4 protein-coding genes are annotated in these 5,829 nt (G+C 32.9%); all 4 read right to left on the bottom strand.

All coding sequences use genetic code 11. The features are described 5' to 3' along the window. Positions 1–164: 164 nt before the first annotated feature. Complete coding sequence (locus KI369_RS21625) at positions 165–2,015, bottom strand: hypothetical protein (RefSeq protein ID WP_212957329.1); 1,851 nt, start codon at positions 2,013–2,015, stop codon at positions 165–167. Continuing rightward, positions 2,005–3,825, bottom strand: coding sequence for a DUF8727 domain-containing protein (locus KI369_RS21620; protein ID WP_212957328.1), 1,821 nt, complete (start codon positions 3,823–3,825; stop codon positions 2,005–2,007). The genes KI369_RS21625 and KI369_RS21620 overlap by 11 nt, the downstream gene beginning before the upstream one ends. 106 nt (positions 3,826–3,931) lie before the next feature. Then, positions 3,932–4,192 carry a hypothetical protein gene (locus KI369_RS21615; protein WP_000391452.1) on the bottom strand — a complete coding sequence of 87 codons (261 nt, stop codon included), beginning with the start codon at positions 4,190–4,192 and terminating at the stop codon, positions 3,932–3,934. 75 nt (positions 4,193–4,267) lie between these two features. Further along, positions 4,268–5,695 carry a basic amino acid/polyamine antiporter gene (locus KI369_RS21610; protein ID WP_212957327.1) on the bottom strand — a complete coding sequence of 476 codons (1,428 nt, stop codon included), beginning with the start codon at positions 5,693–5,695 and terminating at the stop codon, positions 4,268–4,270. Between the last annotated feature and the right edge of the window lie 134 nt (positions 5,696–5,829).

Genomic DNA, 5,829 nt, shown 5'->3' with positions numbered 1-5,829 from the left:
TGCAAAACGAATTAAATTCCAACTTACTCGTCTTTTATCCCTCATATCCCGTTCTTCTAGCTACATATTTATATTACTTTCAACTTCAAATCGTATGAAGCTGTTTTCCATACAGCATATATTTCTTCTTAATCTAAAAAAACCCTTTATAAAAAAGGATTTTTTTACTTCTTCATGCTTTTTAACCACTTCTCAAAAATTTGTACCATTCCATGTTTTCCGGCTAATTTCTCTTCTCCTTGTTTCGTTTTATATGGATATAATTGTAAGAACACACCACATCCAGACTCAATTTTTTTACTATGCATATGACTTCCAGGATATACACAAATAACTTCATAAATGGCCCTTCGATAATAGACTCTCTTTCCATCCTGTTCTTCTACATATTTTATAGACCAGTACTTATACATTTGCTCAGTTGCTTTCGTATTTCCAACGTGCTGAAAAATATTGTACATTGGACTATACTTCACTTCAATAATAATAGAAGATTGATATACGTATTTCCCTTCTTCCTTTACATAACAGTCTAAGCGAATGTCTGGCTTCTTCGTATCTTCTCCATTATAAAAATTACTCCCTTTACTTAATGCAATAAGAGGATGTGTTTCAATTAAATCATTAAATGCGACATGTACCCTAATATCATCTCGATGTAAAACTACTGTCGTTCCATCCTGTAATCCATCTACATAAAAATGTTTTTGTATTTGTTCACGAATGGAATTTCTAGCCTCAAAACCAATTTGCTCTAACATGGAAATAACGATAAAAAAAGCGTAATATTCATACACTAAAAATGTTGGTTTATAAACAAATAATAAAGATGGAGATTGATTTGTATATTGTGGAAGCAACTCAAAATGCTGTAGTAGTTGTTGATGTGGTATCGGTAAATTATGTGAGTTCATCTTACCCGTTTCAGAAACTTCCCTCCAAAATGGAGAATGCATTAAAGTTTGAAAGTATTGTACACTTTCCTGTACAAAATGCGCTAATATTTTATATTCTTGTATCTTCATAGAACTTTTTCGTAAATCCGCCTCTTTTAGTAAATGTATATTTTTATATTTTTGTTTCTCTCTATCGGTCACTGATCCATTACGCTCAATTGTTTGTATAATCGTTTTTACAGCTTGAAATTCTTCTGATTTCTTCTTCTTCGCTCTTTCTAATATTTCAATTGTTTGACGTAAAAAACTTTCAGCTTCAAGTAAATAGAGATAAAATTGCATCGCTTTAAATTTAAGAAACGCATTTTCCTTACTATTTTTTTGTTCTATGCACTTACGATTATAATATTTTGTATACGGTTTTCTTTCCGCCACTACGGCTCCTTTTCTCGTTGCTTTCCGCTCTTTTTCTTCCCATATATATTCATGTATAAACTTTGAACTCGATTCTATTTTCTTAAAAATTTGCTTTATCTTTTTCATTTTTTGCGGCAACTTTCTAAGTAACACTAAATATGAAGAATCTTCAATATCACTGAGCGCAGAGAAAGTCTTTTTATAATAACCTCTATCTAAAATCAACTCATTTAAAATTGACTTCACATAGTTTTGAATCATTTCAAATTGATCATCAAAAAAATTTTTCGGAACGACTTGAAAAGCACCATAATACGTTCTATCTTCTATATTCACTTCAAAATGATATAATCCACAACGCCATGGATAAAAGAATTCCGTTTTTCCATGTTCATATATTAATATTTTTTGTTTTTTTTCATTTATTTCATATTTTGACTCTTTTATATTTTTCTGTCCCTCATATACTTTATTCCATATAAAAGTAATATTCATTGGACTTTCATAAAGGTAATGCAATCTAATTGGTTTTAATTCTTGCACTTTATAAATACATTGAACTAATGCTGTAGTAGATGTACAAAGACGATTTAATAAAATATATTCCCCTTTTGCCTCAGATCCAATGATTAACTTTAATACAAAAGGGAGTGTTTCTCTCGTATCAACGATTTCTGTTTCATATCGCCCTTCATTTTGCATAACCATACAACTCCAGTTCTCTACGCTTTTCTCTTATATATGCTAAAGAGTGTTCAAATGTAGATACTCTGTTTGCAAGTGGCGATTGCAAAAGAGGTACTAATGTCGCTCCCCTTTTTACTTCTTCAGAAAGTAAAGACCCCACCATCATTTCAGTCCCTCTTATTTTCGTCAATACACGTTGCTTGATTTGTAAATCAAATCCCTCTTCTCTACTGATCATATAGGAATGATTATTTTGGAACGGTATATTTTGCAAATAAGTAGCTATTGCGTTTGCACATCGAAAAGAAATTCCCTTTGACGTATCGTGTGATGACAATACAGCATGTAACTTATCTAATAGTTCTAACTCTTCTTCAGAAAACACCTCAATCATCGCTTTATTCCTAATCCAACTTATTCGGAATTCTCCCGCAGTTACTTTCAATGGTGGCTGTAATACAACTTTCTCTTGTTCCATACACATCTCACAAAATGGAATCTTTTGTAACGCTATTAAATTCGTCCGATCTAATAGTCGATCTGAGAGCTCTTTCGTTGTTTCATCAAAATTTACAGTACCTACAAATATAATATTTTCTCCAATTTCAATTGTTGATGGAATTGGATTTTCTTTTTCTTGTACACCTTCATACAAATTTAAAATACGATTTTGCTTTTCAAGTTGAAGAACAGATAGAAATGGGGTAAACCAATGCTCAATATGTGACATATTCATTTCATCAAAAACGATTATATATAGCTGATTTTGATTTTCTTTTGCCTTCATTAACGCCCTAACTAATTTTGTTTCACTTTCAATAAAAGTACCATTTGGGTGAAGGTAACCAAGTAAATCATGTGGTTCTTGGTACGATGGTGAAATCGGAATCCAAACTAATTCTTCCCCATACTGCAATCCAAGCGATTCTGCATAAGCTTGCACAAAACGGGATTTCCCAGCACCTGGTATACCACCAAGAATTGTCAACATATTTGTTTTAGCACTTATATGAAAATTGTAAATGTCCGTTTCATCCAAATATAGTCCTTTATTACGCACAAAACTTTTTACATACTGTAAAAAGACGGATTCACGCTCATCCCACTCCCATTCATCCTTTTGCACTTTTATTTCCTCTACCTCTACAAGCTTACCTTCTTCATTCATTCGCTTTTTTAATTGCTCATACACATGATTACTTACAAAATACAATTGATCTTCTACCGCTATTTCTACATGCTTCATCCAATCATTAAAGTCTATATACTTACATTCCCGCTGCTGTTCAAAATATGCGATTGAACTAATTGATGATGACTTTAAAGATATATTTCCATATAACCTTCCATCGTGCCACAATAATTCAGGAGGCTCAAAGTCTTTCGGATATTTTGGCATTAAAAATGACAAATAGCCATTTCCAAGTTTTCTTTCTAAAGACTCTCCTTTTTTGTATTCGGAAACTTTAGGTACTGGAATCATTTTATAGCCATTTGCCATTTCTCGCGGTTCTTCTGCACAAATTAACTCCACATATATATGTCCTCTCTCGTAATAGAGACGAAACATAACCAATTGCTTTTCTAATTTTCTTTTCTTTAATTCCGAAAAGATTTTTTCATTCTTTTTATTGCTACATAAACCTTCAAATACGTATGGTTCATTTTTTAATTGCTCTTGTAACGTGAATGGTATTGGCGATAGGCATTGTACAAAGAAGTTCTCTCCATTCTGCTCTCTCTCTGCTTTTGTAAACTTTCCGATAAACCTCATATAGTACATTCGTTTTATAAAACTTGGCTGAAGAGCTTTATGTAATTTCACCTTCATCACCTTCTTTTTTTCATACTATTCTTAGTGTATGAAAGAAACGAAAAACTAGAAACAAAAAACCTGACTTTATCCGCCAGGTTCAAAATGAAAACGTATATTAATGAGATGGAAATGCTTTTTTCTCTTGTAAAATGGCATTATGTGCAATTTTCATTTTAGCAAGTACATATCGTAATCGATCTTCAGCGTTTTCATCTGTATTTTGCTGTAATTCCGCCAAATTCTCTACAGCACTCGCTAAATTTTCAATCACTCCTCTTAGTTCAGGATGATGATTAAAAAAGGATTCTTGCACTAATACTTTCCTTACTTCACTCGCTAAATCAACAATTCTGGTTAACTGTTCTTTTTCTTCCATTTTCATCCCTCCTGAATATCTTATGTATTAAATATTCTCTAGACAAAGAAAAAAGCCCTTTTTTTAAAAGGACTTTTACATTTTTATATTTCCAGTCAATAACATATAAAGCGATGTGATAGCTGCAATAACAATTGCCCACATTACATATCTCTCCATACCTCTAAAACAACGATTTCCCTTTTCTTTTCTTGCATACATGTAAACAATAATCCCGATTCCATATACGATTGAAACAAGTAATAAATTTTTCAAACCTGCTGCATATAGAAGCCATACAGAATAAATAGAAGCAATTAACGCTAACGAGCCGTTTTTTACTTTTGCATCTTTTAGTTCGTTTGTAATAACTAATTTAAATTGGAATAACGCTGATAATAAATATGGTACTAAAATTGAAGTTGACGCTATGAAATACATAATTTGATATGTTGATTCTGAAAACAGAACGATTATAAATATAATTTGGGCAACACCATTTGAGATCCATAATGCCATATGTGGCGTTTGTTTTTTATTTGTTTTCGTAAAGACCTTCGGAAACACGCCATCTTTTCCTGCTACGTGGGAAATTTCAGAAACAAGTAAAAACCAGCCTATTAATGTACCTACAAGTGAAGCAACTAACCCGATGTTAATCGCAACTGCGCCCCATGTCCCAACAACATGTTCTAATACATGTCCCATCGACGGGGTTTCTAACACGGAAAGCTCTCCTCTTGTCATCGCTCCCATTGACAAGACAGAAATTAAAATATAAATAGACATTACTAAAATAAGTCCAAGTACTGTCGCTTTACCAACATCTCGGCTATTTTTCGCTCTACCTGATAATACAACCGCTCCTTCAACCCCAATGAAAACCCAAAGAGTTACAAGCATTGTATTTTTCACTTGTCCAAGAATAGAGGAAACTGAGATTGTTCCTTCTCCCCAAAAATCATGTGTAAATGTATCCCAACGAAACGCTGTTACCATTACAACAATAAATAATACGATTGGAACTAATTTCCCTATTGTTGCAATCACATTCATAATAGATGCTTCACGAATTCCAAATAAAATTAGAAAATGAAGTGTCCATAATAAAAGCGATGCTCCAACGATAGACGCAACATTATTTCCCCCTTTAAAAATGGGGAAGAAATAACCTAATGTACTAAACAGTAACATGATTGTTGCAACATTTCCTAAAATTCCTGCTAGCCAGTATCCCCAAGCACTGTTAAATCCAATATACTCACCGAAACCAGCACGTGCATAACTATAAATTCCGCCCTCAAGCTCTGGTTTTTGTCTTGCTAACGTTTGATATACGAGTGCGAGTGGAATCATTCCCATCGCTGTAATACACCATCCAATTATTATAGAGCCGCTATTTGCTCCTACTGCTAAATCATGCGGTAAACTAAAAACACCGCCACCAACCATTGTTCCGACTACTAATGCAATTAATGGAAAAAATCCTAACTTCTTTTCTATTTGTACCACCCCATCTGTCATTCTAGGTGTTATGTTCGTTCAACTATTAAAGTCACCTTTTTCTCTAATAGACGTTTCTCTTATATTTTTTCAGGAAAACATTACTTATTCTAAAAGAAAATGAAGAAAAATGGAATACTTTTTTGAAAAAATGT

The organism is Bacillus sanguinis, from assembly GCF_018332475.1.
GTDB classification, from domain to species: Bacteria; Bacillota; Bacilli; order Bacillales; family Bacillaceae_G; genus Bacillus_A; species Bacillus_A sanguinis.
The sequence above is the reverse complement of the archived record's forward strand: the minus strand, read 5'-3'. Positions and strand labels throughout refer to the sequence as shown.